Source organism: Pseudomonas sp. GQ91 (assembly GCF_059758795.1).
Genome location: NZ_JCAXED010000012.1, coordinates 32661 through 57477, shown reverse-complemented (window position 1 = coordinate 57477; position 24817 = coordinate 32661). Strand labels below are relative to the sequence as shown.

The 24817-nt window shown below is 56.1% G+C and carries 23 protein-coding genes and 3 pseudogenes; 12 read left to right on the top strand and 14 right to left on the bottom strand.

Features of this window, described 5'->3' with window-relative positions; all coding sequences use genetic code 11:
- Positions 1 to 165: 165 nt before the first annotated feature.
- Positions 166 to 705: an RrF2 family transcriptional regulator gene (locus tag AC6CIA_RS18495; protein ID WP_498314030.1), complete on the bottom strand. Its 540-nt coding sequence runs from the start codon at positions 703 to 705 to the stop codon at positions 166 to 168.
- Positions 706 to 970: 265 nt separating this feature from the next.
- On the opposite strand from AC6CIA_RS18495, the gene AC6CIA_RS18490 reads away from it, so the two are divergent.
- From AC6CIA_RS18490 to AC6CIA_RS18475, 4 genes and pseudogenes are all read left to right on the top strand, one after another.
- Positions 971 to 2176 (top strand): NAD(P)/FAD-dependent oxidoreductase, encoded by a 1206-nt coding sequence (locus AC6CIA_RS18490; protein ID WP_498314028.1) that lies wholly within the window; start codon positions 971 to 973, stop codon positions 2174 to 2176.
- 236 nt (positions 2177 to 2412) lie between these two features.
- The gene (locus tag AC6CIA_RS18485; RefSeq protein WP_498314026.1) at positions 2413 to 2709 is read left to right on the top strand and encodes an ArsR/SmtB family transcription factor; all 297 of its coding nucleotides are present in this window, start codon (positions 2413 to 2415) and stop codon (positions 2707 to 2709) included.
- A gap of 55 nt (positions 2710 to 2764) precedes the next feature.
- Positions 2765 to 3775, top strand: a complete 1011-nt coding sequence (locus AC6CIA_RS18480) for a zinc-dependent alcohol dehydrogenase family protein (protein ID WP_498314024.1) — start codon at positions 2765 to 2767, stop codon at positions 3773 to 3775.
- Positions 3776 to 3871, top strand: a pseudogene (locus AC6CIA_RS18475) (transposase domain-containing protein); the annotation flags it as partial. It lies immediately after the preceding gene.
- Positions 3872 to 4053: 182 nt separating this feature from the next.
- Here AC6CIA_RS18475 and phnA read toward each other — a convergent pair.
- Genes phnA through AC6CIA_RS18455 form a run of 4 tightly spaced genes read right to left on the bottom strand, consistent with a single transcriptional unit; the run spans position 4054 to position 7796 of the window.
- Positions 4054 to 5304 (bottom strand): phosphonoacetate hydrolase, encoded by a 1251-nt coding sequence (gene phnA / locus AC6CIA_RS18470; RefSeq protein WP_498314023.1) that lies wholly within the window; start codon positions 5302 to 5304, stop codon positions 4054 to 4056.
- 33 nt (positions 5305 to 5337) lie between these two features.
- A complete protein-coding gene (gene phnE / locus AC6CIA_RS18465; protein ID WP_498314021.1) occupies positions 5338 to 6147 on the bottom strand; it encodes a phosphonate ABC transporter, permease protein PhnE in 810 nt (269 codons plus the stop codon).
- Entirely contained in the window at positions 6140 to 6913 is a 774-nt protein-coding gene (locus tag AC6CIA_RS18460) for a phosphonate ABC transporter ATP-binding protein (RefSeq protein WP_498314019.1), read from the bottom strand. Before AC6CIA_RS18460 ends, phnE begins: the two co-directional genes overlap by 8 nt.
- Position 6914: 1 nt before the next feature.
- A complete protein-coding gene (locus AC6CIA_RS18455; protein ID WP_498314017.1) occupies positions 6915 to 7796 on the bottom strand; it encodes a PhnD/SsuA/transferrin family substrate-binding protein in 882 nt (293 codons plus the stop codon).
- A gap of 130 nt (positions 7797 to 7926) precedes the next feature.
- Between AC6CIA_RS18455 and AC6CIA_RS18450 the strand changes: the two genes are divergently transcribed.
- Complete coding sequence (locus AC6CIA_RS18450; RefSeq protein WP_498314015.1) at positions 7927 to 8598, top strand: FCD domain-containing protein; 672 nt, start codon at positions 7927 to 7929, stop codon at positions 8596 to 8598.
- A gap of 374 nt (positions 8599 to 8972) precedes the next feature.
- Here AC6CIA_RS18450 and gudD read toward each other — a convergent pair.
- From gudD to AC6CIA_RS18430, 4 genes and pseudogenes are all read right to left on the bottom strand, one after another.
- Positions 8973 to 9140: pseudogene (gene gudD, locus AC6CIA_RS18445) on the bottom strand (glucarate dehydratase); the annotation flags it as partial.
- A gap of 112 nt (positions 9141 to 9252) precedes the next feature.
- The gene (locus AC6CIA_RS18440) at positions 9253 to 10056 is read right to left on the bottom strand and encodes an NAD(P)H-dependent oxidoreductase (RefSeq protein ID WP_498314013.1); all 804 of its coding nucleotides are present in this window, start codon (positions 10054 to 10056) and stop codon (positions 9253 to 9255) included.
- Positions 10053 to 11015, bottom strand: coding sequence for a DMT family transporter (locus AC6CIA_RS18435; RefSeq protein ID WP_498314012.1), 963 nt, complete (start codon positions 11013 to 11015; stop codon positions 10053 to 10055). The genes AC6CIA_RS18440 and AC6CIA_RS18435 overlap by 4 nt, the downstream gene beginning before the upstream one ends.
- A gap of 30 nt (positions 11016 to 11045) precedes the next feature.
- Complete coding sequence (locus tag AC6CIA_RS18430) at positions 11046 to 11240, bottom strand: tautomerase family protein (protein ID WP_498314010.1); 195 nt, start codon at positions 11238 to 11240, stop codon at positions 11046 to 11048.
- On the opposite strand from AC6CIA_RS18430, the gene AC6CIA_RS18425 reads away from it, so the two are divergent.
- Positions 11240 to 12247: a LysR substrate-binding domain-containing protein gene (locus AC6CIA_RS18425; protein ID WP_498314008.1), complete on the top strand. Its 1008-nt coding sequence runs from the start codon at positions 11240 to 11242 to the stop codon at positions 12245 to 12247. The genes AC6CIA_RS18430 and AC6CIA_RS18425 overlap by 1 nt on opposite strands.
- Positions 12248 to 12728: 481 nt before the next feature.
- Here AC6CIA_RS18425 and AC6CIA_RS18420 read toward each other — a convergent pair whose 3' ends face one another.
- Both AC6CIA_RS18420 and AC6CIA_RS18415 read right to left on the bottom strand, forming a co-directional pair.
- Positions 12729 to 13739, bottom strand: coding sequence for a membrane dipeptidase (locus AC6CIA_RS18420; RefSeq protein ID WP_498314007.1), 1011 nt, complete (start codon positions 13737 to 13739; stop codon positions 12729 to 12731).
- Positions 13740 to 13769: 30 nt separating this feature from the next.
- On the bottom strand, positions 13770 to 14717 hold the full coding sequence (locus AC6CIA_RS18415; protein ID WP_498314005.1) for an ornithine cyclodeaminase family protein: 948 nt from the start codon (positions 14715 to 14717) through the stop codon (positions 13770 to 13772).
- 186 nt (positions 14718 to 14903) lie between these two features.
- Here AC6CIA_RS18415 and AC6CIA_RS18410 point away from each other — a divergent pair, with 186 nt between their 5' ends.
- The gene (locus AC6CIA_RS18410) at positions 14904 to 15527 is read left to right on the top strand and encodes a helix-turn-helix transcriptional regulator (protein WP_498314003.1); all 624 of its coding nucleotides are present in this window, start codon (positions 14904 to 14906) and stop codon (positions 15525 to 15527) included.
- On the opposite strand, the pseudogene AC6CIA_RS18405 reads toward AC6CIA_RS18410, so the two are convergent.
- A pseudogene (locus AC6CIA_RS18405) lies at positions 15495 to 15806 on the bottom strand (aldehyde dehydrogenase family protein); the annotation flags it as partial. The gene AC6CIA_RS18410 and the pseudogene AC6CIA_RS18405 sit on opposite strands and share 33 nt — an antisense overlap.
- Positions 15807 to 17533: 1727 nt before the next feature.
- Between AC6CIA_RS18405 and AC6CIA_RS18400 the strand changes: the two are divergent.
- On the top strand, positions 17534 to 18349 hold the full coding sequence (locus tag AC6CIA_RS18400; protein WP_498314001.1) for a hypothetical protein: 816 nt from the start codon (positions 17534 to 17536) through the stop codon (positions 18347 to 18349).
- A gap of 117 nt (positions 18350 to 18466) precedes the next feature.
- Here the strand turns inward: AC6CIA_RS18400 and AC6CIA_RS18395 are convergent, their stop codons facing one another.
- Positions 18467 to 19633, bottom strand: coding sequence for an MFS transporter (locus AC6CIA_RS18395; RefSeq protein WP_498314000.1), 1167 nt, complete (start codon positions 19631 to 19633; stop codon positions 18467 to 18469).
- Between the two features lie 94 nt (positions 19634 to 19727).
- On the opposite strand from AC6CIA_RS18395, the gene AC6CIA_RS18390 reads away from it, so the two are divergent.
- The gene (locus AC6CIA_RS18390; protein ID WP_498313998.1) at positions 19728 to 20621 is read left to right on the top strand and encodes a LysR family transcriptional regulator; all 894 of its coding nucleotides are present in this window, start codon (positions 19728 to 19730) and stop codon (positions 20619 to 20621) included.
- 79 nt (positions 20622 to 20700) lie between these two features.
- On the opposite strand, the gene AC6CIA_RS18385 is transcribed toward AC6CIA_RS18390, so the two are convergent.
- The gene (locus tag AC6CIA_RS18385) at positions 20701 to 21669 is read right to left on the bottom strand and encodes an AraC family transcriptional regulator (RefSeq protein ID WP_498314270.1); all 969 of its coding nucleotides are present in this window, start codon (positions 21667 to 21669) and stop codon (positions 20701 to 20703) included.
- 102 nt (positions 21670 to 21771) lie between these two features.
- On the opposite strand from AC6CIA_RS18385, the gene AC6CIA_RS18380 reads away from it, so the two are divergent.
- From AC6CIA_RS18380 to AC6CIA_RS18370, 3 genes are all read left to right on the top strand, one after another.
- The gene (locus tag AC6CIA_RS18380; RefSeq protein WP_498313996.1) at positions 21772 to 23001 is read left to right on the top strand and encodes an MFS transporter; all 1230 of its coding nucleotides are present in this window, start codon (positions 21772 to 21774) and stop codon (positions 22999 to 23001) included.
- Between the two features lie 96 nt (positions 23002 to 23097).
- Positions 23098 to 23529, top strand: coding sequence for a DoxX family protein (locus tag AC6CIA_RS18375; RefSeq protein WP_498313994.1), 432 nt, complete (start codon positions 23098 to 23100; stop codon positions 23527 to 23529).
- Positions 23526 to 24809 carry an OprD family outer membrane porin gene (locus AC6CIA_RS18370; RefSeq protein WP_498313992.1) on the top strand — a complete coding sequence of 428 codons (1284 nt, stop codon included), beginning with the start codon at positions 23526 to 23528 and terminating at the stop codon, positions 24807 to 24809. Before AC6CIA_RS18375 ends, AC6CIA_RS18370 begins: the two co-directional genes overlap by 4 nt.
- The last annotated feature ends 8 nt before the right edge of the window (positions 24810 to 24817 follow it).

Here is a 24817-nt window from a genome sequence, read left to right as displayed (position 1 = left end):
TCAGAAGCAGACTATCGCTATAGACCGAGTAGCCACCCGCACCGGAGAGCCGGGCCTGCCGATTAATATGAAACCGCAACGTTACTGCCCTATGACGTTAGAAGCACCTGCCAACCATGACTTACCCCATCAAGAAAGAGGGAGACAGTTAACACATTTGGTTGATCAATCGGTTACATCCACCAGCGGCACCGTCCCACGACCACCCCGCCGGCTTTCCATCCAGCCGTTCACATCGCTGGAAAACTCGGCAGGCGCTTTACGCCCAAACTTGAGCGCAAGATCGAGAATGGTTTGTTGGCTCAACACCTCCTCCATCCGTTTCTGTGCGGCAATCATCGCACCATGGACAGCGCAGGTTCCTTCCCTCGCCCATGGCGGTGCATCGCCTTCGAATAACGCACAGCGACCACGTATTTCTCTACATTCGAACATGGATTTGCGGCCATCAATGGCCAGCACGATGTCCAGCATCGAAATGTCCTGCGAGTGCTTGGCCAATTTGAAACCGCCCCGGACACCCTCGGTGGCGGTCACCAGTCCGGCCTTGGCGAGCTTGGTAAATATCTTCGCGAGGTAATCCTGCGGCACTCCTTGCAGATCAGCCAGGTCTCGCACGCTGGCCTCGCGGCTATCACCCAGGCCATCGACCAAAAATAGCAGGCAGTGAATGCCGTACTCCACCCCCGCGCTGTAGAAAGCCATGCCAACTCCGACTGTTTTATTCCCCTAAGAAGCTATCAGGGCATGCCAGAACGTGCAAGAAAATCGCTACCCCCCTACATTCCAAGGGACTATTCATAGGTTCTTATCTATCTGATTTACATAGATTTACTTAAGAATCAACTGGGTATTCAGAGTTTTTCTCGGTTCGCACGCTTGCCAGCCATAAACTACGACCATTATAGTCGTAGTTGTGAGGCGTGCTTCATAACTCATCCATCACCTCTCCAACCTTGAGAAATTGCAAATGAAAAAGACCATTCTGATTATCGGCGCCGGCTTCGGCGGCCTCTGGAGCGCCTTGAGCGCCATGCGCCTGCTAAGCCAGCACGGCCGGGAAGACATCGTCGTGCAAGTGCTCGCGCCAATAGCCGAGTTGCAGGTAAGGCCACGTTTCTACGAACCGCGCCCGGACAAGATGCGCGCCCCTTTGACAGAACTGTTTCAGGCCACGGGGGTGGAATTCATCAGAGGCGTGGCGCAGCGCATCGACACCCAGGGTCAAACCGTCAGCTACCTGGATGCGTCGGGTACAGCCGGTGAGTTGCCTTACACCGCGCTGGTCTTGGCGGCTGGCAGCAGAGTCGCTTTACCAGCGATCGACGGCCTGGCAGACCATGCGTTCAATGTCGACTCGATCGATGAAGCCCGACGCTTGGAAAGCCATCTCGAACACTTGGCCACGCTGCCGGCTTCCCTGGCGCGTAAGACGGTGGTGATCGCCGGGGGCGGATTCACCGGCATCGAAACGGCGTGCGAAATGCCCGCGCGGTTGAAAAGCGTACTAGGCGAGCACAGCCAGCCGCGAGTGATCATTGTTGATCGTGCTCAAGCGATCGGTGCTTCGATGGGTGTCGCGATGGCACCGGTGATCGCCGAAGCCACGGCGGAACTGGGCGTGCATTGGTGCCTTGGCGCCTCGGTGGTAGCGGTTGACTCGCTGGGCGTGACCTTGGCCGACGGACAACGGATCGAAGCCAACACGGTCGTCTGGACAGCGGGCGTAAGAGCCAGTGAGTTGACTACCCAGGTGGCTGCCGAACGCGACGGCCTGGGCCGCCTTCATGTCGATGGGAACTTGCGAGTGCTCGGGCAATCGGCCGTATTTGCCACCGGAGATACGGCATTTGCCGCATGTGACGAATGGGGAAATCACGCTCTGATGACCTGCCAGCACGCCATCGCCTTGGGCCGCTCGGCAGGCAATAACGCCGCGGCCCAGCTACTCGATGTAGCGCCCATCCCGTACAGCCAGGCCAAGTATGTGACCTGCCTGGACCTTGGCTCTTGGGGCGCCGTATTCACCGAAGGCTGGGACCGCCAGGTCAAGTTCGTTCGCGAGGAAGGCAAGCAGCTCAAGACTCAGATCAATACACAATGGATCTATCCGCCCATCGCCGACAAAGCCATCGCGCTGGCCGCAGCGGATCCGCTGATTCCAGTCGTGGCATGAGCATCAGGGCGCCAACAATGAACGGAGGCTAGCAGCCCAGAAGCCGCAATGGATGGTGGCTTTAAGCTAGCCCTCGCACCCAGCTGTCGATTCGAATACCACACCAACCGGTGGAGGCTTGAGTATGAACTCTTTGCTGGCCCCTTGGGGCCGGCCGCTTCGGCAATAAGCAACGGTTGCGCAGGGCAATAGATTACTTATTGAACATTTCGTGAAAAAGCGTAGTATTGCCGACCATGATACTCGAACAGCTCAAAGCCCTGGGCAATGACACTCGCATGCAAATGATGGAGTGGCTCAAAGACCCACTCAGTAATTTCCCCCCTCAGGATCATGGCGATCCTGCGATAGGCGTGTGCGTCACCCATTTGCAGCACAAGGCCGGGCTTTCACCTTCTACCGCGTCTGCACATTTGGCTATCTTGCAACGTGCAGGCTTCGTGCTGACCACCCGCATCGGAAAGTGGACTTACTACCGGCGCAATGAGCAGGCGATTGATGACTTTGCGGCTAGGCTGAGCATCGAATTGTAATTTTTAAACTTTCATTTCGTTATTTCGCGTAATTAGAAAACATAAGGAAACCCCTATGAGCAGTAAAACTATCTTCGTTCAACCCGGTGGCGGCTATGAAAAGGTTGTGGTTGGCAGCAGCGAAGTCCGAGCCGCAGCGCGTGGCGAAATCACCGTACGCCTTCACGCCAACTCGCTCAACTACCACGACTTCGCGGTGGTCAGCGGTATGTGGGGCCCTAGCGAAAAACGCATCCCCATGGCCGATGGTGCAGGTGAAGTCATTGCTGTCGGCCCAGATGTCACTGAATTCAAGGTGGGTGACTCGGTCGTCAGCACCTTCTTCCCGGAATGGATCAACGGTGTGCCACTGGTTGAAGGCTTTGTCAGCGTGCCAGGTGATGGCATTGACGGCTACGCTCGTGAGCAAGTGACGGCCAACGCCACGTCGTTCACCCTCTCGCCTACTGGCTACAGCCATGCTGAAGCGTCGACGCTTACCACCGCCGGTCTTACTGCATGGCGCGCCCTGATGGCCGATGACTCACTCAAGCCGGGCGACACCGTGCTCGTCCAAGGCACGGGTGGCGTTTCAATTTTCGCCCTGCAGTTCGCTAAGATGGCCGGTGCTACCGTCATCGCGACCTCTTCAAGCGACGAAAAACTTGAACGCCTGAAAGCGCTAGGCGCTGATCATGTGATCAATTACCGCAAAGACCTCAACTGGGGCGAAACTGCACGCGCGCTAACGGGCGGCCGTGGTGTTGACCACATCATCGAAGTCGGCGGCCCAGCGACGCTTGAGCAATCGATGAGTGCAATTCGGGTTGCTGGTCACATCTCCGTCATCGGGATATTGAGTGGCGTAAGCGGTGCAATGAATTTTGTACCGGCACTGATCAAGCAAGTGCGTCTGCAGGGTGTATTGGTGGGTAGCCGTAGCCAGCAGCAGGACATGATCCGAGCCATCAATGCTAATGGCATGCGCCCGATTATTGATCGTCATTTCCCTTTGGACGAGATTGTCGAAGCGTTCAAGTATCAGGAAACCAACCAGCATTTCGGCAAAATTTGCCTGGATATCTAAGCACGCGTGAATGGGCATGATGCGTATGCCTATCTCAAAGATGTGCTGACACGGCTGCCGACGCAGCGGACGAGAGAGATTGGCCCATTGCTGCCTGTCGCAACCGGCAGCAATGGGTCGTTCTCAGCCGGCCACCACAGGCAGAAATCGGCCAGAAGCGGACTCTCAGCCACATCGTTTCTCGGCCAAAAGCGGACGTTCACGTGCGGCTCAGGCGTTTTAAAGCGGGAGTAAGGTGTGTCATCAAGCTAATTGACACACCGCGCAATCCGCAGGGATTACTGCGTGCCATTAATAGCAAAGTCGAAGATTTGGTAGCTCTTGATTTCGCTGCAAGCGACTTGCTGACGGTATTCTGCATTCAATGGTCGATTCAGAATGAATGGAACCCGCGTTTCTGAGACGCCGCCGTGAGTTCGTAGGCGGTTGCCTTTCAAGCCCTCGAGGTCATGCAGCTTGGCAGAGCTGCCGATGCAGACATCTTTTCTCGACACCACTACCACATCTGCCTCGCGATCTTCCGGCAGTTCGAACAGTCGGCATGCGGTTTTCTTATCCAAGGAGAGATCAACCCCGTCGATCGCCGCTACTCGATCAATGACCGCTTGAACGCTGACATTGCCTCGTGTCCAAACCCGCACAAACCCGCCAAGTGCACCGTGGTGGGCAACAAATGCATCGGTGATGGGACAGATCACTGTGGTTTCGCCTGCTCCAAATTCTGCATCGAGAATATCTTGTAGCCAGATTACATTCGGTTCACCGCCTTCGTCGCTTTTGTCACTCATGCCGTGATCGGCAATCAGTCCCAACACAATGTCTTCGTTTACCAGCCGGCCGAAGGCCTCGTCCAATGCTTGGTAGAACTGCCGAGCCTGGTCCTGATCGGGTGCCCACTTGTGTTGAACGAAGTCTGTCAGTGAGAGATACATCAGGTTCGGGCGGCGGTCCTGCAGCAACTTGATCCCCGCTTCCAATACGAATAGCGAAAGCTCCATTGAGTACATGTCAGGCTTGGGCATGCCGACATACTCCAATACGTTTTCAATGCCGTTTTCCGCAAGCGTACAACGGTCGGCGAACTCCGATGAGAACGACACATGACCCTGGCTGACATCCAGACCTTTGCCCAGTTGGCGGCGCAGTTTGTCCTTGGCAGTAATGCTCACCACCTTGGCACCTGAGTCGGCAAATCCGGCCAGAATCGTTTCGCCGCGCAGCAGTTCAGGGCCCGTCATGACGACCGGTTGCCAGGTGTTGGTATCCAGGTAGTAATTGCCGGATATGCCGTGCTTGGCCGTAGGCGTTCCAGTAATGATCGACATGTTGTTTGGGCAAGTGAACGAAGGCATCGAACCCATGGCTACCGTGGAGTAACCCTCTTCAACAAACCGCTGGATATTGGGTACCGTCCCCTCTGCCAGAAACTGGTGAAGATACTCCGGGTCTCCTCCATCAATGCACACCACTACGACGGGGCGTTCAGGTTGACGGTAGGATTTCCCATTGATGGAGATAGTGCTGTTCATGATGACTCCTTTTGAATAATTCGAATGAGGCGTTTAGCGTCGTTTTTTGAGTAGCGCTACGCGCGCGTGGGACGAGAGTTTTTCCACCGTCAGAACCAGCAGGAACACCAGCAGAATGATGGTGGCGGCTTGGTCGAAGCGGAACATTTCCATGGCTGTAGCGAGTTCCGCACCAATGCCGCCGGCGCCTACCAGGCCCAGTACGACGGAGGCCCGCACGGATTTTTCAAGGGCGAACAGGCTGGTATTGATCAGGCTCGGCATTGCCATCGGCAGCGCAGCGCAGACCACTATCGAGGCGCGCGGCGCGCCGATGGCGGTCAATGCTTCGGGCGCCCCGTCATCCACCTCCTCAATGGCCTCGGCAAAAAAGCGCGCGCAAAAGCCCACAGTGTCCATTACCAGGGTCAGCGTGCCGGCAAAGGTGCCCAGGCCCACGGAAGCAACGAAAAACAGTGCCCACGCCAAATCCGGAACGGTTCGGATAAAGCTCACCACGCTGCGAACGAAGGAGCGCACCAACGGATGCGGGGTGTAATTGCGCGCCATCAGCACCGCCAGGGGCAGGCTGATCAGCACGCCAAGTACAGTACCGACCAACGCCATCTGGAAGGTGACCAGCACTGCCACCAGCATTGGACTGATGCGGTCGGTGGCGGGTGGCACCATTTCTCCGGCAATCTTCGCCATGTTCGGTAAACCGCTGAGCAGTTGTGGCAACGACAGGCCCGCGGCCGAGACTGACCAACAGAACAAGGCGATAAAACCCGCGAACAGCAAAGCTGAAAACAGTGAGGGTCGCTCGAAACGGGATGGCAGGCTGGCCGTGGGTTTCTCACTCATACATGCCTCGCAATTGCTGAACGCTTAACTGCTGGCTCACTGCGTCCAGATGCAGCTTGCTGTCGCGCAGTCCTAGTACGCGGTCGGCGTAGTGCAAGGCGTGCTCCAAGTGATGGGTGACGAATACCAAGGTCAGGTTCTGGCTGCGCACTAACTCCGAGAACACCTGCATGACGTCCTCTCCCGCTTGTGGGTCGAGGCTGGCGACAGGCTCGTCGGCAAAGATCATTTTCGGCTTTTGCATCAATACGCGAGCAATGGCCACTCGTTGTGACTGCCCGCCCGACAGTTCCCCGGCATAGCGGCCACTCAAGTGCCCGAGATGAACTTGCTCCAGACAATGCATGGCGTAGTCGCGGTGTTCGCGAGTGGCGATGGAGTGGAACCACAAACGCGGCGTCCGCGAGTAGGCCATTGCGCCGTGCAGCACATTTGTCAACACCGAAAGGCGGCTGACCAGATTGTGTTTTTGAAACACAAAGCCCACCTGCGCGCGGGCTTTGGCTAGCGGCCTCAGGCTCAGGCCAGTGACGCTCTGCCCAGCGAATTCGACGCTGCCGCTGTCTGGTTCTACGAGCCGCATGCAGCAACGTAACAGGGTGCTTTTGCCAGCGCCGTTTCCGCCCACGATGGCGACCCGCTGACCTCGGGGAACATCGAAGGAAACGTTGGACCACACGGGTGTGGGAGCGCCTTCAAACTGCTTGCTCAGGCCACGTACCCGCAATGCGGAGTTCAAAATGTTCGGATGTGCCGAGGCATTCATGTCACTCACCTATGAAGTCAGAAAATTCCGGATACCCCACAGTGCGATACATCGAGCGCACCACGTTGTAGTCCTTGTCGGCGATAGCGGAGAGAAAGCGCATGCCCTGATAACGTTTCACTTGCTCCGGACCTTGGCTGATGCTGTTGATCAGCGCTGCCGAGTTATCCACGATCGCCTTGCGTAGACCCGCAATCGTTTCGGCGGGGACATGCTCACCAGCCATCAGCAGATCGCTCGGCAAATCACCGCCGCGTGCCAGTACCCGAAAGGCATTACGTTGGTCTTGCGGCTCCTGCGCAATAAAGGTTTCGTAGTCCGAGCGCCCCATGCCCATGGCGCTCAAGTCGCCACGTTTAAGTCCCTCCCATGCCAAGCGCAAATTGGTGTTAGTAACACTGACGTCTTTGAGCGGGTCGAGGTTGGCATCGGCGAGTAACTGCATGGGGCCGAGTTGACGCGAGGTCGAACCGACCGGCCCCATGCCCAAACGCTGCCCCTTCAGTTCTTGCAGAGAAAACAGCGGGCTATCGGCTTTCACCACGATCATTGAGTAGTAGTTAGGTCGATATAAGCCCGCTACCACGATGGCATTCGCACGCTTGTGCATCACCACATACTCCGCCGGACCCGCCAGAACAAAATCTACTTTTTTAAAGCGAAGAGCCTCTAGGGCGGCAGTGCGATTGGTAACAGGCAAAAAATCAATGCTCAGCCCACTCGCACGCTCCAACTCGGCTTTAAACGGACCAAATTCGCGCTGTAGTTCTTCAAGCCCGACAAGGTCAGTGACGGCGAGCTTGACGGACTCTGCCTGGGCGACCAGAGAAGTGCTCGTAAGAGCAAGCGCCATTGCGCCGGTGTGCAGAAGTTTTCGAAACATGGTCGGACGTCCTTAACAGTTTGCAGGGATAGGGCATCCTAGTCGTCATTTATTGCATATTGTTGACAATATGCAAATCAAATAGAGGTTTGGTAGACTCTGCCACCTCTCTCTAAGCAGGACGTTTTTGATGAGTTCTCTCGAAGCCATAGCCCTGCTGCGTACCCAGTCGCTTACGACGGTGGTGCATGAGCGCCTTGAGCAGCGTATCGCCACCGGCGAACTAGCGCCTGGCGATCCGTTACGCGAAGCGGCAATTGCCAATGACTTGGGGATTTCCAGGGGGCCGGTGCGCGAGGCATTTCGCATGCTGGAAGAGCGAGGCCTGGTGATGTTCGAGAAGAATTGCGGGGTTCGTGTGCGCCAGCTTGACTTGAGCCAGGCCGTCCAGATCTATCAGGTACGAATTTCGCTCGAAAGTCTGATTGGCGAATTGGTCACTCAAAATCTAACGCCGCATGCTTCTACTAACATCAGCAAAGTGCTCGATAGCATGGCTGACGCTGTCCAACGAGAGGATATATCGGCCTACATTATCCTGAACTTCGAGTTTCACGATCTGCTCGCCCGGTTCACGACCAATGAAGCGCTATACGACACTTACCGTCGTTTGGTAGTGCAACTCAAACTGTTCAGAAGCTATTCGTTGCGACACACCCCGCAATCCATACATATCTCGTTAGGCGAGCATCAGGCAATCTTCAAGGCGATAGTGGATTCAGACTCAGTGTTGGCCGGTGCGCGCCTGCGCCAGCACTCGATTGACAGCCTGGAACGGCTGCACGCTTCTGTAGCGCGTTGAATTGCCCAGCCAATTGATCAAATGATGCAAGAGTCAATCGCTGTAACTCGACTTGTTGGCTGCGCTTTGCGTGGCCGTTATGCCATACAAACTTACTCGTGTTGCGCGTCACTGTGGGGGCGGCGAGAGCCGTCCACCTGACCGATTACAGCCCTTCGTGAGCGGCAGTTAACGACAGTAGAGGTCAGTAGCGAGCGGCTGCTTCTGGCTACTAGCCTCCCAGTGACCTGCACCCAAGCCGACCGCAACCCCACGCCGGGCATTGCAGCGGTCAGGTTCTAGGCACGGCGGTCATTCGCCGCTTGAAATCGCTGCGAAATTAATAGCTACCCGGCTGGCAGTTCGGCAGCTTATTAAATATCCGTGATTCAGTATCAGCGAACCGCGCAAGGCCGTTTGTTATCAAACTCCCTGCCCGAAACCAGATATTGCATTGCCACTACATCGTTTCGCGCGCCAAGTCCCATGCCCTTGTACACCTCGTTTGCCTGAGCTGACGCATTCCAATCCAGCTCGACGCCCAAGCCGGGACGCTTCGGAACCAGGTCTCCATTAATGGTCAGCGGCTCAATGGGTATCAATATCCCGACTGCCAGGGTTATTTTTCCGGTGCCGGCCAGCATGATGAGTGCCCTAGTTTGTCTCCTGCCAGAGTTAGACTTTGTACTTTGAATGCTCTGCAAAATGCGAAGCAGCCTGTTCAAAACTCTGGCCAGCACGTGAGTTCCACTGCACACCAGAGCGGGCAGCAATGCCAGGCTTCAGTTGCTGGTTATCGTCATAGTCTTCACGGGGGTGAAAAAAGAGCGGCTGCACCACGTCCAAGCCTCGTAAGTAGTCGGCATATGAGCTCAAGTATTGCTGGCGTTCATCATCGCTGACCTGCGCCGGCATCCATGCGGCAAACGGGGGAAGAACTGTGAAACCGGTATAGGCCAGGATGCCGTTATGTATAGGCCAGAGTACATGATGCAAGTCGCCATCAATGCCAGCAGGTGTATACAGACTGCTGGCGGTGCCTGTGGTTATACACAGCATGGCCCTCTTTCCCTTGAGTAGGCCCGATTCGTACTTGTGCCCTGAGGAGTATGCGAACCCGCGACTCAAGACCCGGTCTACCCAGCCTTTTAGAATGGCTGGCATCGAAAACCACCAGACAGGAAATTGAAAAATCACCAGATCAGCCCGCATGACCTTCAATTGCTCAGTCTTAACATCGTTGGCGTGGCAGTCATTTGCAAATGCATGTTCTTGCTCTCGGGATAGATCGAGGTAGTCAGGATCGGCTCGCTTGCCCGGAAAGTCCTCGATGCCAAGCTCAGCCTTCCAATTCATCGCGTAGAGATCGCTTAATTGAACCTGATGACCAAGCTCGCTCAGCGTTTTGACAGCTACGTCTTTCAAGGCGCTGTTGAATGAGCGTGGTTCTGGATGCGCCAACACTATGAGGGTGTTCATAACTGCACCTTCTCCTTGCGATTTTTGGGTCTTAGATAACTCCTTTCCTCCTGAGCCTGTCCGCCCGCCTTGCTGAAATTCACTACCAGCAGGCCAACAATAGTGAGGCTTGCACCCAGGAGAAATCCGAAACTCGTCTGTTCTCCAAGCCATAGATACCCCATGAGTACGCCAAAGAGCGGACTCATGAAAGCCAGCACGCCAAGGCGAGCTGCGAGGTAACGACGAAGCATCCAGAACCAGATTAAGTAGCTTGCTACTGACACAATCACTGTTTGAAAAATCAAGCTGGCCACAGCATTGGTTGAAAAGGTCACTGCGTTCTGGCCTAGCAGCAGGCTTAAGGGCAACAAGAGGAGAAACGCGCCTGCGAGCTGGTAGAACAGGGTCTGGGTTGCTGGTGCCTCACTGAGGCGGCTGGTACGCACCGCTACGGTCGTGAATCCCCATGCAGCACCTGCGCACAACCCCAGCAGATCGCCCAGCAGACTGTCTGTGATGGCTAGCTGACTAGCTACCCCATCACGCGGCATGAGAAAGGTGATGGCAATACCCGCGAACGCTAAAAACATGCCCAGCCATTGAATCGCACTAAGACGCTCCTCCGGCAGGCGCAGATGCAGGCCGATGGCAGCGAATAACGGAGCTGTATAAAGAAAAACCGCCATATGCGAAGCACTTGTCCAGCGTAGTCCTTGCGCAACAAGTAGAAATTCAGCGGCAAACAAAACGGCCACGAGTAACCCGGAGCGGTACCAAACGCTTGGTAACCATACCTCCCGCATGATCCATTTTCCTATTAGCCAGATCAGGCATGCAGCGACTCCGGAGCGAACGGCAACCTGCATGATAGGTGCTATGTCGCCCGCAACCGCTTTAATCGCCACTTGCTGGGCACCCCATATGAGGCATAGCAGAACCATCACCGCCGTGGCGGCTCCGTCTACTGACTTCCTCATTTATCGATACCTTTTGATTTGGGCAACCATTTATTTGTCACCCGGCTGACCAAATAGCGGACCACCCGCTGCCCCAAACCGCAGCGGGAACACCCTCGAACAGGACGTAGACCCATCTGGATCGATTCCGGTAGGTCTGACCAGGGCCTGGGTGATGTCTGCGGCGACCTGCTTTTTCACCTCGGGTGATCTAGCGTCAAACCAGGTTATTCGGACAATCGGCATTGACTCTTCCTTTGGACGTTGAGATCTGTGGCTGCACTGCGGCGAACTTCGATTGTGCGAAAGTAAGCAATCCGCTACAAATCATGTGTTTTCAGCCTATAGAAGAGAAAAACTACGTTATGAGAGCTGATACGCCCCTTCGGGCCATAGTTTGCTTCGACGCGGTCATGCGAACGGGAAGCGTCAGTCTTGCGGCAAGCCAGTTGTTCGTGACGCCGGGAGCAGTAGGGCAACAAATTCGCAAACTGGAAGGTTGGCTAGCAACGCCGCTGTTTGTGCGTAATGTGCGCAGGCTCCAACCAACGGTTGAAGCTCTGAGCTATTGGGAGCAAGTTAAGCCGGCGCTTCGCCAGCTAGAGATCGCCAATCTCGCCGTCCGAGGTCTTAGGGACAGGCAGGTACGTTTAAGCCTGCCGCCGGCGTTCGCTAACTCCTGGTTCGCAAAGCGGATGCCATTGTTCACGGAGCGTCATCCAGAGGTGCAACTGCACCTGAGCGCATCCACCGATACCGTGGATTTCAATGATGCTACCTGCGACCTGGCGGTGCGGCATTTCGATGGACATGGCAGTGAGGTGGACGTAGAACTGCTCTTGCCAGACGAGGTAAGGGTCTATTGCAGCCCGGCTTATCGCGAACGGCTCCAATTGCATAGCCTTGATTGTTTGCTGGGAGCAACCTTGCTCTATACGACGTCTCATGCCCACTGGTCTCAATGGCTATCATCGGTCGGTATGTCCCCCGATAGCTTCTCCAGCAGCCTCAAGTTCGATCAGTCTGAGCTGGCAATCGACGCGGCGCGGCGCGATCAAGGTTTGGTGCTCACCAGCCCTTGGCTGGTTGAAGAAGACGTTCAACTAGGCCTTCTCGTACCTGTCTTTGACGCTGTACTAAAGACTGGCAAGGGCTATTATTTGGTGCAGGCCAAAGATGTGGTGTTGGGTAAGGCAGCCCAACTGTTGCGCCGGTGGCTTTGCGACGTAGCGCAGCGAGTTCAACAAAATTGATAACTTGAGGGCGATGCTCTCCATTTAACGTGAACGGCAGCGATCGAGAAGGTGATTTTGCCAGACGCTTACGAACTCATTGCGTTCCGCCACAGACAGTTGAAAGGCCTCCGAGCCAGCCTGAAGGTAATTCATCCGAAGATAGCCCAAGAGCTGGAGCGCCAAAAATAGAACGGCAACATCGTCGGATGTCTGCGATACAAGCATGGGATCGTACTTGGTGCTTGCCGATACGGTACCACTGCCTTCAGGTGCTTTGTTGTGGGAGCTGAAGCCACTATCGACGCACTACGATTATCCGCAGGGGCTAGCTAAGCACTACGCAATCTGCAGGCATTATCGGCCTGCGCTTTCATGACCGCGTGGATGCGTTCATGCAAGGCAGAGGTTGAGGCTTTGATCAGCGTGTAAATGTTTTTTGAGCGACAGAATGGGGCGGCTTAGTCGGTATGGGACGCGTGCTCAATTAACGTGGTGCGATTCAAGTTACAGCTTTCGATCTTGGCCAAGTTGCCTTTGCGATACGCATGAAATTATTGCCATAGATCGCTTGGATATCCGCATCTGAATAACCCAAGCGCGTTAATTGTTGTGCGACCTCACCAAGTGTCTCTGGCTGCAACTGAGCATGTCCGTTCATCTGGCCATAGTGTTCAATCGGCCACCAGTCGTCCTCTTCTTCACCTTCTGGCAAATCTTTATGCTCAGGGTACAACTCGGTATCCAGGCCTATGCCAATATGGCTTGTCCCGATGCGCTCTGCTAGATAGTCGATTTGTCGAATGTAAGTCTCTACAGAAGCGGATGGGTCACCCAGGAATATGCCTAAACCTGTAAGTCCGATCACTCCACCTTGAGCGGCACACGCGAATATTTGTTCGTCGTCGATTGTTCGCGGGTGGTCAAAAATTGCTTTAACGTTGGTGTGAGAGAAAATTGCGGGGTGCTGTGAAATTTCCATGATCTCAAGACTTGAGCTTTTGCTGGCGTGCGAACAGTCAATAATGATTCCCGCTGTATTAATACCACGTACGATCTTGCGTCCTAGGGCGGTCAATCCGGTACCTGCGCCATGGCAGCCGCCAGCACAACTGTTGTCGCGGTTGTAGGCAAGCAACATTTGACGAACCCCTAAGCTTGCGAATAGTTCCACCATCGCGGGATCCTGTAGCAGCATATTTGTACCTTCGAGGTCAAAGGAGACCGCGAGCTTTCGATACTTATGCGCATGGTAGATATCGTCAGCGGTGGCCACTAGGACAAAGTCTTCAGGGTGGTGAGCCAGCCAGCTTCTAAAACCCGCAATCGTTCGCATCACGGTTTCAAACGGGGTCATGTCCATGCCAACGTTGATCGACACATGATGGAAGCCGGCTTCTCGGTACCTGTTCAGGCAGGACATATCCTGTCCGGGAATCAATGGCAAGCACGCATGGGCCTCCCATTGAATCACCGGGGTTTTACTGACGCCTAATTGGTCATACTTCATCATTTAAACCCCGTCTAATAGCTTCGCTATCCACTAGTGCGCTAATGATGCCATGGCGCATTTCGCAATCTGAGCATCCTGTACGCCTAAGCCTGTGAGGTCTGCAACGGTAATCTGCGTGTCGTCCTGTCGTCCCATGGCGTGACCGCTCAATACGCTGCCGAGTGCTACAAGCCTGCCCTTGTCGATTAGGCCGGATTTGAGGGCCCCTGAAATTTCACCGAATTGGCAGCATTGCTCTATTGAGTCCACGACAATGACATCTGCACGTGCAACCAGGTGCACATCCAGCTCCTGCTTGCCAAGGCTGTCTGCGCCAATAGCAGTGATGTGTGTCCCAGGGTTGACCCATTGATTCGCTATGATTGCTTCGCGAGAGGGTGTAGCAGTGACGATTAGGTTGGAGTTGGTCGCAACGTCCTTTGCATCTTGGGTGGCAGTAACATCAAAACCTAAAGCCTCGGCAAATTCACAGTATTGTTCCAAGCCTTGCCGGTTACGACCGTAAACCGTCAAGCGTCGACATGCAGTGACGGGCATCAGTTGTTCCAGTTGCATGCGTGCTTGGTCGCCAGTACCGACCACACCAATGCCTCTCACATGTGAAGGCGCCATAGCCCTCGCCACGATTTGCCCCGCTAGCGCTGTACGCATTGAGGTCAGCCAGCCGCCATCCCGAAGCAAAGCGACGGGTTGCCCCGTCAAGGCCGAGAAAACCAGCGTCAACCCATCATTACTGGAAAAACCCTTCGCGGGATTGTCGTAGAAACCTGCCGAGACCCTGACTGAAAAAACCTCGTCTCCCAGCATCCAAGCCGACTTCACGCAGCAGTCACCGTTGCTAGCCGGAAACTGAAGGCTCTGAATCGGAGGCAGCTGCACCCGTCCGTTAGCATGGGCAATGAATCCTTCTGCAATCAGCGCCGCAGCGTCTCCCGGGCACAAGGAACTCATGATTTGCGCTTGGGTGTAGATATTCATCAATTGCTCCATCGACCATTGAAAGACGGGCGTTGCGCTTACCCGGCTGACTAGCGGTTACTCGCCGCCCTTAGCGGGGATATGGCGCTACAATCGGGCGATTCAGTGAAAGCGGGCATAACCATAACACAAAAATACATTTCGTCTCTGGTTTACATTTTGTATTTTTTGAGGCAGAATTTTACCGTGAATAAACATCTAGATAATTACATCAGCATCGCCCAAGCGATTGCGAAGCTCCTGGATCCGCACGCCGAGGTGATTATTCATGACCTGGCTTCCGGCAAGATTGCACATATCTTCAATGTGTTCTCTCAGCGGCGGGTCGGCGACAGTTCATTGACTGATATCAACGATGGGGCATCATTCGATGGAGATGTTTCGGGCCCTTATAGAAAGGTGAATTTTGATCGCCGGCAGCTAAGGTCGGTTACAGCGGTGCTCCGAGATCCTGACGGAATCCAGATCGGGCTCTTATGCGTAAATTTTGACATCACTGTCATGAGCGGAATGGCAGAAATCGCTGCATCATTTCTAGGTCTTGAAACTACAGTTGAGAAACCTCCGGCCTTGTTTGCCACAGATTTTCAAGAGTCAGCGCACTCTATTATGGATAAATTTTTGAGAGCCCGTAGGGTGACTTTGGCGTCGCTAACTTCAGCAGAAATGGTGGCACTGATTGGTGAAATGGATAAAGGCGGAGTCTTCGCGCTCCGCAATGCAACCAATTATATCTGCGAGCTGTTATCTCTATCGCGGGCTACCGTATACAAATATTTAAGGCGCTCTAGAGCAGCCACGGGTGATTAGTAAGAGTTCGACGCGCTCGCTCACACCAGGCATCACATTCAGCACGCCTTCTGGAAGGCAAGCCTCCAGGGCAAGCTGAGCCAGGCGTAGGGCCGACAACGGCGATTGCTCAGCGGGCTTGAGCACCACACTATTGCCAGCCGCCAAAGCAGGTGCTAGTTTCCAGGCGACCATATCCAGCGGGAAGTTCCAAAACACCACCGCCGCAATAACTCCCAACGCTTCGCGGGTGATGTGGGACAGTGCGTTGGGGGCGGTCGGCGCCACTTGATCGTAAACCACAATGATGGCTATTGTTTGTTGGCTTTGGTCGCCGGACAATCAGTAGATCAAACAGCCATTGCCGAAGGTTGGATACCCCTCATCATGTTGATGGCTGCAATCGCGGGAATTTGTCATTTTTCCCACTGGGTGGTTAAGAACACAATCAAAAGACTGGACCCTCAACCACAATTACGATAACGACCAAAGCCGATTTGCTCCGACGGTCTAGGAATTGTTCATGGCATTCATTGCTACCTGCGTTGTGTCCCTTTTTTTTTGGACTGTTGTTTCAGCAATCACAGGGGCTGAGGAGCCTTGGGACCTGGCTAGTTACTGGACCATCATCTATCCCGCCGCGCTAGCTTTGTCAGTGATCCTAGGAGCAGTGCTAAGAAGCGCCCAGTGGTCCGCAGGCGGCGTCGTAATGCTCTCTCAGATCCCAGTGGTTTTGGCGATTTCCGGTACATCCCCGTTGCTAGGTGTCGGTATCATCTATGCGGCCTTTCTCTCAATTCCGGCGATAACGCTGTCATGGCTCGCTGGCAAATTGCGCTCAGGTAAGAAAGGACGATGGACATCTACGAAGAAGTAAAGGCGCAGTTCCGGGAACAACCGCGATGAGTGCCGTGAATCGGCCTTGATTTTGTAGATGCTTTTGAACGCCTGCTTTTGGCTGATAGCTGCCGCTCACAAACGACTGCTATCGGCCAAAAAACGGACGTTCGCGGTTGACCCTTTTGGCCAGGAGCGGATGCCCTATAAATAAATCCGTCCCCTTTTCGGTCTTATAAATAAATCCGTCCCCTTTTCGGTCTCCCTTTTCGGTCTCTTTCTACCGAAACGAGCAGAGCATAGGGGTGCCGCCACAGGCAGTGGCGAAAATTAGTAACTCAACCTATGTACTATGACTATGGTGATAGCCGGTAGCGGCAACCAGAACCACTGCGCAAGCTATTGAAATTGAAGGGTTGCAGCCTGGATATGTGTTAGTTCCTGCAGGTTGTGAAATTCTTATCCATTCGATGTGTCAAAAACAGCAACCCTTGGCTTAAAGAATTCTGGTTACCTGCCGCTATAAAGGTTGAGTCTTGCTGTCTTTTCTATACAAGACGAGGGAAAATACTTTCGCGTCATGGATGTATGACCTAAAGCTACTATCCTTGTGCATCAAGAAGGCACTTGTAGTTAAGGTGCTTACCGGAACGCGGAAGGACAAGAGTTATAGTGATCATCAAAATTAAAGGGATATTTATGAGATTCGCTAAACTGTTCGGGGCAGCAACTCTATTCGCCTCTATGATTGCATCTGCCCAAGCAGGCACAATCGTCACCGTGAAGGTGAAGAACTCTACGACCGGTCCAGCCGCGTACACTTTCGAGTACTTTTCAGGGAGTGTAGCCCCACCCCAAGTACGATTCTGCCGTCTGCAACGACAACATTTGCCCTGACCAGGGTCGCGGATACGGTTTCAGGAATGCAGTTCGTCTATACTTCAGGTAATAAGAAGTGTCGTTTTGCAGCAAGCCACCAAGTCAATCCAACGACTAAAGCCCCTAGCTGGACTAAAATGGGCACTAGCACTGGTTCCGATAACGGTACTTTCAATGCCAATATCACAGCAATTCAATCGGCGCCTCCCTATAACTACACTGTCGAATTTGAAATCAAATAATCCGACATTTGTATAGGAACCCTAGCTGAAGATAGCTCTCGAGCTATCTTCAGCGTATGGAGTATCACCATGGATATTTCGATTAAATCGTATCAAGCAAGTACACAGGCAAAGGTTTCTACACAAGAGAAGCTTCCTGCGTCCAACCCTGTAAATTTACCTTCAGGGGATGCCGCCCTCAAGACGACGGAGACCGTCACAATCTCCGATTCTGCACGGGCACTGTACGCATTAAGTAACGCTGATGATAAACAAGTATCTATGTCCAACAGGGATTTAAAAGGACAATATGCAAAAGGTCAGAGCGATATGTACAATTTCGGGCAGCGGATTGCTGGCGGAAATTTTAATAATGAGGATCTACTTCCCAAAACAGACGACCCTGCCCGTTTGGCGTTAGGTCAGCAGTCACTAGATTACGCAATTGGGCTTTCTAAACTCCCCCCCGAAAAACTTCCAAACCCATTTGAAGGTCTGGCCCGAAACGGGCTAAGCAATATTGTTTATGATGATTCAGGAACCTATACGGATGCAGAGCGATATGCCGCTTATGGGGAGCTTAGTAAGCAGGATGAAACATATTTTTCCAAGTTGTACGCCAATATAACGAACGGCGGTGACAACAGTGAAATCTTCAAAGGCATCATGGACTATTTCGATGATCTTCCAGGGGTCGAGAAAGCGGCATACCCTGATGGCTTTAGGGACAGTATAAAAAGTCTTTACCAAGAGCAGTTAGGACAATCGGGGCCGCTCGCCCTTCTCAGGCAATCGACTGAAAACGACTCTGATAAATTGTCACCGAGCTTCTTCAACAAGGAACAATCACCGGAACAGATGTTACAGGCCGTCTTAGAAAAAGCGATTGCTCTTTCGACGGTCTGACCAGTCCAAAGCAACCAATGTGTCAGTGCACGGATTAATTAGGAACGTCAGCAGGGTTCGAGAACGGTTGGAAGATTGAACGGATCGAGGCAACTAACACCCCCCGTCGCATCATCGTCACACCAGCGCAGTTGAAATCGTTCTGGAACGCCAGGCAAAGGCCAACACCATCAGCAGCCCCAGACCCGCCATTGCCGCTCCGGCCAGGGAAATCGCCGGATAACCCAGCCCGGCATTGATCACCGCTCCGCCCAGCGCCGCCCCAATCGCGTTGCCGAAGTTGAAGGCACCGATGTTCACCGCCGAGGCCAGGTTGGGTGCGTCTTTAGCCGCTTCCATGACGCGCATCTGTAGCGGCGGCACCAAGGCGAAGCTGGCGATACCCCATATCAGGATGGCAACGGCGGCTGGCAACGGCCAACGCATCAGTACGGTGAACGCCAGCAGGACGAGAATCAGCACGCTCAGCGAAACGATCAGGGTGCGATCTATCGAGCGGTCGGCGGCCTTGCCACCCCACATGTTGCCCAGCGTCAACCCCACGCCGAACAGCACCAGCATGGCGGTGATATAAGCGGTGGACGCATGGGTCTCACTGCTGAGGATCGGCGCGATGTAGGTGAAGACGGTAAACATTGCACCCGAGCCGACTACGGTCAGGGCCAAGGCCCCCAGTACCGGGCCACGGCCCAGTACCCGAATTTCGGCCAGTACACCGACGCTTGGTGGCGCCGGCAGGTTGGGAAGCGCGAACCACAATGCACCCATGGCCACCACCCCGAGACCGGTAATCCCCCAGAAAGCGCTACGCCAGCCAAACAGTTCGCCAAACCAGGCGGCCAGCGGCACGCCGCCGATGGTTGCCAAGGTCAGGCCCATGAACATTGCCGCAACAGCCCCGGCACGTTTCTGCGGGGCAACCACGCTGGCGGCGACGATTGAGCCAACGCCAAAGAACGCACCGTGGTTCAGTGAGGTCACCACCCTGGCGACCATGAGGCTGTAGTAATCGGTAGCCAGCGCTGACATCAGATTACCCAGGGTGAAAATCGCCATCAGTCCGATCAGCAGGTAGCGCCGGGGAATCCTGCCGGTGGTCAGGGTCATCAGTGGCGCGCCGAGCAGTACGCCCAAGGCGTAAGCACTGACCAACAGACCTGCGGCGGGGATGGAAACGCCGAGATCCGCGGCGATGCCCGGCAACATGCCCATGGGGGCGAACTCGGTAACGCCGATGCCAAAGGCACCCATGGCGAGTGCGACAAGTGGTGGATTGATACGCATGGAAGGCTCCTTATCTATGCCGCCAATGCTACGATCCAGCTTTTTCAGGCGGTAGATAGCATTTCTGGCAATCACCTTTGCGTAATAGGCACAAATGGACTTCAACGGCAGATCAGGTGAAATGGACGTGTTCGCCACCGTGGCGCAGGAAGGCAGCCTGTCGGCGGCAGCGCGTGCATTGGGGCTGACACCCTCGGCGGTCAGTCGGATCATCGCGCGTACCGAACAACGTCTTGGTACCCGGCTGCTGTTGCGCACCACCCGGGCGATCACCTTCACCGCCGAGGGCGAGGCCTTTCTACGCGGCGCCCGACGTATCCTGGCCGACATGGCCGAGGTCGAAGAAGCCATCGCCGACCAGGGCGTACCCAGGGGCCGATTGCGGGTAAGCGCCGCCCTTGGCCATGGGCGGCTGGCCATCGTTCCCTTGGTGGCAGCCTTCAGCGCTCGCTACCCGAACATCGTCGTCGACCTCACCCTCGGCGACGAAGTGGTCGACATTCTTGGCGGCCAGGCCGACGTGGCGGTACGTTTTGGCCATCTGCCCGATAGCCCGCTGACCGCGCGCAGGCTCGGCAATACCGGCCAGGTGGTGGTGGCATCGCCCGAGTATCTGCAGCGCCACGGCATCCCCCAGGAACCGGAAGACCTGCTGCGCCACAACTGCCTACGCTTCAACTTCCGGCGCGCAGAGCCCAATTGGCCGTTCATCCGCGACGGCAAAGAGTTTTCCCTTAAGGTCAGCGGCAACATCGAATGCAGCAGTGGTGAAGCGCTGGCACAACTCGCGCGAGTAGGTGCCGGCATTGCGCGTATCGGCGAGTTCAGCGTGAGCGAGGATCTGCAGCGCGGCGACCTGATACCGCTGCTGGAAGCCTGGAACCCCGGCGACCAGGAACCGATTCATGCGGTATTCGTGGGTGGCTCGACAATGCCGGCGCGGGTGCGGTTGTTCGTGGACTTCTTGCTGGAACATCACCGGATGTAAGCGATGGCGTCACCTGATCAAACCGGGTGAATCGCCGCTGGTTTCGTAGACTCCGTCAAGAGACTGCTTGCGCTCTGTTTCAGGGAACAGCGGGCTGCCGCGACCGGCGACTTAATCCAGGCGTGCTGCCCGTAATGCGCTTGAATGCGCGACTGAAAGCCGCCTGGGATGTATAGCCCAAGCGCTGCGCCACCTCTTCGATCGGCAGCCTCTCGAGCGTCAGCCACTGGCTCGCAAGCCGCATCCGCAATTCAGTGACGTAGCGCAGCGGGGCCATGCCAATAGTCTCCTGGAAACGGTCCGCGAAGACCGAGCGCGAGGTATTGCATTGCTCCGCCAACTGCGCAACGGTCCAGTCGCGCCCCGGTTGTTGATGGAGCGCGAGAAGCGCACTTGCCAAGCGCGGATCGCGCAATGCGGCGACCAGGCCTGAGGCATTGCCGCAGGCGCACTCCACCCAACCGCGAACGACCATGGCGGCCACCACGTCGGCCAAACGCGCAAGGATGCCGGCGAAGCCGACACGTGCGGCGCTGACCTCGCGCTCCATGGTGGCAAGGATAGGCACCAGTCCGGGGTAACGCTGGCCGCCGGCATCAATCAGCATCAGGCCCGGCATCAGCCCGCCAAGGCCATGGATACTGCCCAGTTCAAACTCCATGCAGCCACTGAACAAAAGGGTGGCCGGCGTGGGGCTGGCGTCGGTTCCGGTATCCACCGCGCAGACGCTGTCACCGAGGGGCGCGCCATCTAAACGGTCGATGTCCTGAACAGACACGTCCGTATGGGAAAGCAGTTGATGGGCCGCGCCATGGGCGATGAATACGGCGTTTCCGGCAGACAGCGCGTACGTTGTCCCGTCGTCCATCCGCAGCACCGCATTGCCGACCGCCAGGAAGTGGAACCAGGCATGCCCAGGTTTGGCAGCGAAGCCCAGGCCGAAGGCTGGACCGGCTTGGATACGCCGGTACTCGACGCCACGCAGGCGCATGCCGCGCAACAGCTCGTTGATGAGATCCGAGGAAAGAGCAAACTGATCTGTAGGCATCATCCAGGTGTTTCAGTCAAAAAATTAAGATTTTTAATCATAGATCATCCAGACCCGCGCGCCTAGACTGCCGGTCGCGATTAAGCTTGGGAGATCCGTGCAATGACTGAGTATGTTTGTAATACCTTATCCGACAACCGTCCCGACGCCGAGCAGGATGTAGAACCCGCACCCCCCGCGTGGATGGCAGTATTTTCGTTGGCAATGGGCGTGTTCGGATTGCTGACCGCCGAGTACCTTCCGGCCAGCCTGTTGACGCCGATGGCTACCGACCTGGGTGTGTCCGAAGCGCTGGCTGGCCAGGCGGTAACGGTGACAGCAGTGGTGGCACTGTTCGCTGGCCTGTTGGTGCCAGGCCTGACCCGCGGGATTGACCGCCGTTGGGTGCTGCTGGGTTTTTCCACGTTGATGATCGCCTCCAATCTTCTGGTCGCCGTTTCCTCCAGTTTCGCGGTGCTATTGGTGATGCGTATCTTGTTGGGTATTGCCCTTGGCGGGTTCTGGAGCATGGCGGCAGCGGTAGCGATGCGCTTGGTGCCAGGTGCGTTGTTGCCCCGAGCGCTCTCGATCATTTTCAGCGGCATTGCCGTCGGGACGGTGGTTGCGGTCCCGCTGGGCAGCTACCTGGGCGGGCTATATGGTTGGCGCAGCGCGTTCTTTGCGGCGGCGGCGGTAGGTGTGGTGACCCTGGTTTTCCAGTCGTTCACGCTGCCGCGCCTTGCGCCGCGCAGGCCGGCACGCCTGCGCACCGTACTCGAGGTGTTGCTGCGTCCGGGCATCGCCATGGGTATGTTCGGTTGTGTGCTGGTGCACAGCGGCCACTTCGCGATGTTCACCTATATTCGGCCCTTCCTCGAAGGGACTACCGGCATCGGCCCGCAAGGGCTGGCATTGATGCTGCTGGGGTTCGGCGCGGCGAACTTCGTCGGCACGCTGTTGGGCGGGTGGCTGCTTGAGCGCCGCCCGCTGGCCACCCTGGTGTTGATGCCCGCGCTGGTGGGCGTTGCAGCACTGGCATTGGTGCTGTTGCCGGCCTCGGTGCCGGGGCAGGCGATACTGCTGGCGATCTGGGGCCTGGCCTTTGGGGGTGTGCCGGTGGCGTGGTCGAACTGGGTCGCCAACGCGGTCCCTGACCAGGCGGAAAGCGCCGGGGGCATGGTGGTGGCGTCTGTGCAGTCGGCCATCGCAACAGGCGCAGCCGCTGGCGGTGCGATGTTCAGCCTGGGTGGCAGCGCCGGCGTATTCATAGCGGCGGCCGTGCTGATGCTGCTGGCCGCGTTGCTGATTGCGTTGCGTGTCCGGGTCCCTTCTGCCCATGCGCGGCAAGTATAGGCAATGCGCCTCGACCTAATCTCTTAGCACACCCATGCAATCAATCGGAGGGGGCTGGGCCGATAGTGGGGCTCTTGTTCACTGTGCGAGTCGACTATGAAGCCCTACCTTCCCCTGCGTCCCTCCATTGCCTGGGCGCTTTTGTATATGCGTGTCAGCGCGGCCGTGCTGTTGTTGGTCGTGCATGGGTTGCCGAAAGTGCTGAACTGGCATGCCGAGCTGGGCTTGATCGAGGATCCGCTTCATCTTGGCGCCGCGCTGACCTTGAGCTTCGCGGTGTTCGCCGAGGTCTTGTGTCCGTTGCTGATAATTCTCGGTCTTTATGCGCGTCTCGCCTGCCTGCCGGTACTTGCGGTGCTGCTGGTGTCGGTGGGCTTGGTGCATCCGGAATGGTCTCTGGCCGATGGCCAGTTTGCCTGGCTGATGATAATTATCTTCGGCGGCCTGGCAATTGCCGGCCCGGGACCTTTGCGTGTTGATCGGCTGCGCCGCGCCGCACCCTCCAGCGCCCTGGAGGGACGGGAATGAAGGCAGGTCACGGCGTTGCCGTCGGGATGCTGCTTACCGCCTGCGCCCCTGCGATGGCGGCGGATGCGCTTTTGTTGTCGCGCAATTACCTGATCCATAACGATTTTCGTTCTGAGAACCGGAGCGGAAAAAACCTCACGCGCGAATGGGCGCAAGGTTTCATCGGGCGCTACCGTAGTGACCTCACGCCTGGCACCTTTGGCTTGGGCGTTGATCTGCATGGGTTCCTCGGGGTCAAGCTGGATGGCGGACGCGGGCATGCCGGAACCGGCCTTCTACCGGTTGACAGCGATGGCCGCAGCCGCTCGGCGTATTCATCGGCCGGTGGTGCGCTGCGAATCGTGCATGGCGCTAGCACGCTTGCCTATGGCGAGATGCGCGTGGCAACCCCGGTGTTCGCTACCGCTGACAAACGTCTTCAGCCGGAATACGCGACTGGCTGGTTTCTCGATGATCGAACAGTAGAGGGCCTCACGCTGCAGGCCGGGCGGTTTACCGCGTTCAAAAATCAGGACTCAAGCTCCGGACGTGGCGACTTTGCCGGTTATGGCGCCACCACGCGTTTTGGCGGCATCAGCCTGGCTGGCGCAACCTGGGCGCCGGCGGATCGAGTCTGGGGCGGCGCGTTCTATGCGTCCTCGCTTGAGGATGTCTGGCAGCAAACCTATGCCAACCTCAATCTTCACCGAGGCCCGTGGTCGCTGGACGCCAACCTGTACCGCACTGTCGATGCCGGGGAAGCCCGGGCGGGCAAGATCGATACCCTCGCCTACAGCCTCATGCCGCGTCTCTCACTCGCCGCGCATACGCTGAGCCTGGGTTACCAGAGGGTCGAAGGTGATACACCGTTCGACTTTGTCGGCGGTGACTCGATCTACCTGGCAAACTCCGTCAAATTTGCCGACTTCAACGGCGCGAACGAACGTTCCTGGCAGGCTCGCTACCAATGGAGCGGTAAAGACATCGGGCTTGCCGGCCTGTCGATTTCAGCGCGCTATGTCCGCGGCAGCGATATCGATGGAACCCATGCGCCACAGGGCGGCGCCTACAATCCATTCGACGGCAGCGGCTATCGTCCTCAGCAGGGCCGGGGCGGAAAACACTGGGAACGCGACCTGGATGTGGCTTACGTGGTCCAGTCCGGCGCGGCACGTGGCCTGTCGCTGAGCATGGCGCATGTCACTCACCGCGCTAACGCTGCACAGGGTGGGCCGGACATTGACCGTCTCTACCTGATCGTCGAATACCCGCTGGATCTGCAAGGTGGATTTGCCCCTTGAGCAGTCCT